Origin of the sequence: Frankia sp. AiPs1, from assembly GCF_023716945.1 — a bacterium.
Lineage (GTDB): Bacteria > Actinomycetota > Actinomycetes > Frankiales > Frankiaceae > Frankia.
On sequence record NZ_JAMQQF010000484.1, the window covers coordinates 1 to 4606 of the forward strand.

Consider the following 4606-nt stretch of genomic DNA (forward strand, 5'->3'; position numbering starts at 1 on the left):
CCCACCGGCCCCTCCCCCGCCGGACGCGCTCCCGCCAGACGCGTTCCTGCCGGGTCCACCCGAGCCGGATCCGCCCCGCCCGGATCCGCCCGGGCCGGACGTTCTCCTACCGAGGCCGCCCGCGCCCGATCCGTCCCCGCCGGCGTAGACCGCGGCCGCGGCGGCGAGCACCGCGCCTCCGTCGGTGGTCAGCAGGGCGTCAAGCTGGGCCAGGCGTTCGGCATCGGCGCCGGTCAGCGGTAGCGGCCCTTGACGCGGCGGCCCATCTCCCGGCTGATCTCGCGGGCGGCATCCCGCTCGGCGAGAGCGTGCCGCTTGTCATAGGACTTGCGGCCGCGGGCCAGGGCGATCTCGATCTTGGCGCGGCCGTCCTTCCAGTAGAGGGCGAGCGGCACGAGGGTGAGGCCCCCCTCCTGGGTCTGGCCGACCAGTTTCTCGATCTCGGCCCGGTGCAGCAGCATCTTGCGCTTGCGCCGCGGGGCATGGTTCGTCCAGGTGCCCTCGGTGTACTCGGGGATGTGCACATTGTGCAGCCAGATCTCGCCCTCGCTGACCTGGGCGAACCCGTCGACCAGGGAGGCCCGCCCGGCCCGCAGCGCCTTGACCTCGGTGCCACGCAGCACGAGCCCGGCCTCGTACGTGTCGAGGATGTCGTAGTCATGCCGGGCACGCTTGTTCTGCGCGATCGACTTGCGCCCCGTCTCCTTCGGCACCGCCTGCGCCCCTCTTCCCACTTGCCGCACGTTCGCGCGAACGTTCCCGAACCTACGTCCTGGCTGCGCCCCCACGCCCGAACGGCCTCGGGCGGGTGGCCGTCCACCATTGTATCGATCATGCGGCGGCGACTCAGACGCGCAGATGGCGGCGCAGCGCGATCGACGCCATCACCGCCGCGGCCAGCACGCCGGCGGCCAGGACCACGACCGCCGACGCCCAGACAGCGGACCAGCCGAACAGCGGGAACATCGTCTGCCGGGCGAACTGGCCGTCCACCAGGAAGACCTTCGCCGCGACCAGCAGGCCGGCGGCGAGCAGCCCACCAGTCAGGCCCGCGACCGCGCTCTCCAGCACGAACGGTGCCCGGATCGTCCCGTTCGACGCCCCGACCAGCTTCATGATCGCCGTCTCCCGGCGGCGGCCATGCGCGGAGATCCGGATCATCGTGTAGATCAGCGCGAACGAGGCGAGCGCCTGCACGGCGGCCAGGGTGAAGGCGCCGACGGTGAAGGCGTCGAGGAAGCGGTAGAGCGGATCGAGCAGGGCGCGCTGATCCCGGACCGCCTCCACCCCGTCGAGCCCGGTGTAGGTGACGACGATGTCGCGCGAGGCCCGGGGATCGGCCAGGGTCAGCCGCAGGGCCGCGGGCAGGTCCTCGGGCCCGACCCCGGCGACGACGTCGGGCGAGCCCCGGAAGTCGCGGCGGAACCGCTCGTACACCTGCTGTTTCGTCTCGTAGTGGACGGCGACGACCAGCGGATCACGGTGCATCTCCGCCTCCAGCGCGGAACGCTCGGCGGGGGTGATGGCGTCGGAGAGGTCGACGACGACCTCGATCTGGTCGAGCAGGAAACCGTCGATGGTGTGCACCTGGGCGCGCAGCAGCAGGCCCGCGCCGAGCATCGCCAGGCAGATCGTCACCGTGACGATCACCGCCCCGGTCATCGCGAGGTTGCGGCGCAGCCCCGTCCACAGCAACGAGGCCAGCGGGCCTGGGCGCATCAGCCGACCGGGCCGTTGCGCGTCGGCGCCGCCCACGGGCTGCGACCGCCGTCGTCCGGCGCCGTCCCGGTCGGCTGGGCGGGCACCGACGGCGGCAGCAGGGACGCGGACGGCGGCGGGGGCGCGGACGGCGGCAGGGGTTGTGGCATGGTCTGGTCGTAGCGGCCGTCGGCCTCGTCGCGCAGCAGCGCGCCGTCGCCGAGTTCGAGCACCCGGCGCCGCATCGCGTCGACCAGGGACGCGTTGTGGGTGGCCATGACGACGGTCGTGCCGGCACGGTGGACGGCATCGAGCAGGTTCATGATCTCGATGCTGGTGGCCGGGTCGAGGTTCCCGGTCGGCTCGTCGGCGAGCAGCACCCGCGGCCGACCGACGAACGCCCGGGCGATCGCGACCCGTTGCTGCTCGCCGCCGGACAGCTCGTCGGGATAGCGGTCCGCCTTCTCCCCCAGCCCGACCAGATCCAGCACCTCGGGCACGACGCTGCGCACGACATGCCGGGGACGCCCGATCACGTCGAGGGCGAACGCGACGTTGGCCGCCACGGTCCGGTTCGGCAGCAGCCGGAAGTCCTGGAACACGCAGCCGACGGTCCGACGCAACTGCGGAACCCGCCGATCCGGAATCCGGGCGACGTCCCGGCCGGCGACGATGACCTGCCCGCTGGTCGCGCGATCCTCGCGCAGCAGCAGCCGCAGCAGCGTCGACTTGCCCGATCCGGACGGCCCGACCAGGAACACGAACTCGCCGGCGCCGATCTCGGCGCTGACGTCGATCAGGGCGGGCCGGGCGCCGTTGGGGTACCACTTGCTCACCGAGCTCAGGACGATCACCACACCATCCTCACGTAGAGCATCAGATCACATACATGCCGTGACGGAGATGGTAGGACGTGGCCGGAGCCGGACGGCGCGGCACGCGGCGCGAGCCGCGCCGGCCGCTGTGTGGCAGCGGATACCCACCGCTCGCCGGCAAGGCGAAGGGGCGCCCGCGGGCGTACCGTGAGGGGGAGTCGATCGTCCGGATCCCGTTCCGGCGACTGGGCGGGGAACGGCCGGCGCGGTGCCGGGCCGGAACCCGGGAGGGACCAGCAACTATCCCTCGGATCCGCGGTCGACGTGCCGCGGCAGCAAGCGGGAAGGAGACGGCATGGGCAGCGAAGATCTGGTCTGCGCGCGCTGCTCGGGTCTGGTGATCGAGGGTCGGTGCCCCACCTGCCGCGCGTCGCGGGAGTACCTGCGCCGGAACTCCGTCACGATCTCCCCGCAGCTCATTCTCGCGATCATCGCGATCGTCTTGATGCTCGCCGCCCTGGCCGTCCGCCACGCCGCCTGAGCCCCCCGCGGGCCACGAGGCCCACCTTCCGGCCACCACGCGACATCGCCTCGGGTGCGGCCGGGCTGGGCACGCAGGCACCCCGACGATCGTTGGCACGGGAGAACTCCGGGCGCGAGATCGGCCGACGCCCGGTTCCTGTCGGTCCTGGAGCGTCGATGTCCCCCTCTGTCCTCGTCCGGCGCCCTGGGCGGGCCGGCCCATGCCGCCGCGGCCGGGGACGGGTCCACCGGCTGATCCTGCTCACCATGGTCCTCGCCATGGCCGGCGTCGGGGCGGTCGCCTGCGGCGGAAGTTCCGGGCCCTCCGCCGCTGACGCCGCCGCTTCCGCTTCCGCACCGGCGAGCGGGGGTTCGGCGAGTCCGCGTCCGGGGTTGACCAGGCTGGGAGCGACGCAAGCAGGGCCAACCGGGACGGGCACGGTCCCGGCGGGGCTGCGCACCGTGGTCACGGGGCTCACCGCGCCGTGGGATGTCGCCTTCCTGCCGTCCGGCGAGGCTCTGATCAGCGAACGCGACAGCGGGCGAATCCTTCGGCTACCGGCGGGCGGCGGGCGGGCGACCGAGGTGACGAGGCTGCCCGGCGTGGTTCACCGCGGCGAGTCGGGGTTGCTGGGACTCGCGGTCTCCCCGACCTTCGCGACCGACCGGTTCGTCTACGCCTACTACACCTCGGCCACGGACAACCGGATCGTGCGCTTGCGCCTGACCGGCGACCACGCCGAGGCGCCCACTCCGATCCTCACCGGGCTCGCCGCCGCCACGTTCCACAACGGCGGCCGGATCCGGTTCGGACCCGACGGCCTGCTCTACGCCAGCGTCGGGGACGCCACGGTGCGCACGCGCGCGCAGGACCGGTCCAGCCTTAACGGCAAGATCCTGCGGATGCGACCCGACGGCGGCGTCCCGCCGGGCAACCCGTTCCCCGGCTCCCTCGTCTACAGCCTCGGTCACCGCAACGTCCAGGGCCTGGCCTGGGACTCCGACGGCCGGCTGTGGGCGTCGGAGTTCGGCCAGGACAGGCTCGACGAGATCAACCTGATCGTCCCGGGCGGGAACTACGGCTGGCCCGGCGTGGAGGGCATCGGCGACACCGACGGCGGCCGGTTGCGCAACCCGCTGGTCACCTGGACGACCGCGCAGGCGTCCCCGAGCGGGATCGCGATCCGCGGCGGCACCCTCTACGTGGCGGCGCTGCGCGGGCAGCGGCTGTGGGAACTCGACCTGGCCGGGGCGAGCGTGCGGGGTCGGCCGCGGGCGCTGTTCACCGGCGAGCTGGGCCGGCTGCGCGCCGCGGTGGCCGCCCCGGACGGCTCGGTGTGGCTGCTGACCAACAACACCGACGGCCGCGGCACCCCGAAGCCGGGCGACGACCGCATCGTCGCCCTGCGCTAACCGCCCGCGGCAGCACCGAGCGGGCGGCGGCCCCGGGCCGCGGGGCCACCACCCCCCCGGCCCCACCGTCACTTGGGCCACCCGTCAGTTGGGCCACCGGTCAGTTGGTGCCGTAAATTTCCACGTAAACGTTAGACGATTTCTGGTTAAGGTCCGGT

At 73.1% G+C, this 4606-nt stretch carries 5 protein-coding genes and 1 pseudogene; 3 read left to right on the forward strand and 3 right to left on the reverse strand.

Annotation, left to right across the window (positions count from 1 at the left end; all coding sequences use genetic code 11):
* Window positions 1-243 (forward strand): annotated as a pseudogene (locus tag ND748_RS25725) (AMP-dependent synthetase); the annotation flags it as partial.
* On the opposite strand, the gene smpB reads toward ND748_RS25725, so the two are convergent.
* From smpB to ftsE, 3 genes are all read right to left on the reverse strand, one after another.
* On the reverse strand, window positions 234-713 hold the full coding sequence (gene smpB / locus ND748_RS25730) for an SsrA-binding protein SmpB (protein ID WP_251748671.1): 480 nt from the start codon (window positions 711-713) through the stop codon (window positions 234-236). The pseudogene ND748_RS25725 and the gene smpB overlap by 10 nt on opposite strands.
* Before the next feature lie 133 nt (window positions 714-846).
* Window positions 847-1719 (reverse strand): permease-like cell division protein FtsX, encoded by an 873-nt coding sequence (gene ftsX, locus ND748_RS25735; protein ID WP_251748673.1) that lies wholly within the window; start codon window positions 1717-1719, stop codon window positions 847-849.
* Window positions 1719-2552 (reverse strand): cell division ATP-binding protein FtsE, encoded by an 834-nt coding sequence (ftsE, locus tag ND748_RS25740; RefSeq protein ID WP_251748674.1) that lies wholly within the window; start codon window positions 2550-2552, stop codon window positions 1719-1721. Before ftsE ends, ftsX begins: the two co-directional genes overlap by 1 nt.
* Window positions 2553-2868: 316 nt before the next feature.
* On the opposite strand from ftsE, the gene ND748_RS25745 reads away from it, so the two are divergent.
* On the forward strand, window positions 2869-3054 hold the full coding sequence (locus tag ND748_RS25745; protein WP_251748676.1) for a hypothetical protein: 186 nt from the start codon (window positions 2869-2871) through the stop codon (window positions 3052-3054).
* Between the two features lie 158 nt (window positions 3055-3212).
* Window positions 3213-4448: a sorbosone dehydrogenase family protein gene (locus ND748_RS25750; protein ID WP_251748677.1), complete on the forward strand. Its 1236-nt coding sequence runs from the start codon at window positions 3213-3215 to the stop codon at window positions 4446-4448.
* The last annotated feature ends 158 nt before the right edge of the window (window positions 4449-4606 follow it).

Excerpts from the sequence above, each read along its gene's own strand:
- ftsX (WP_251748673.1), bottom strand. The coding sequence starts at position 1,719 with ATGCGCCCAGGCCCGCTGGCCTCGTTGCTGTGGACGGGGCTGCGCCGC.
- ND748_RS25745 (WP_251748676.1), top strand. The coding sequence starts at position 2,869 with ATGGGCAGCGAAGATCTGGTCTGCGCGCGCTGCTCGGGTCTGGTGATC.
- ND748_RS25750 (WP_251748677.1), top strand. The coding sequence starts at position 3,213 with ATGTCCCCCTCTGTCCTCGTCCGGCGCCCTGGGCGGGCCGGCCCATGC.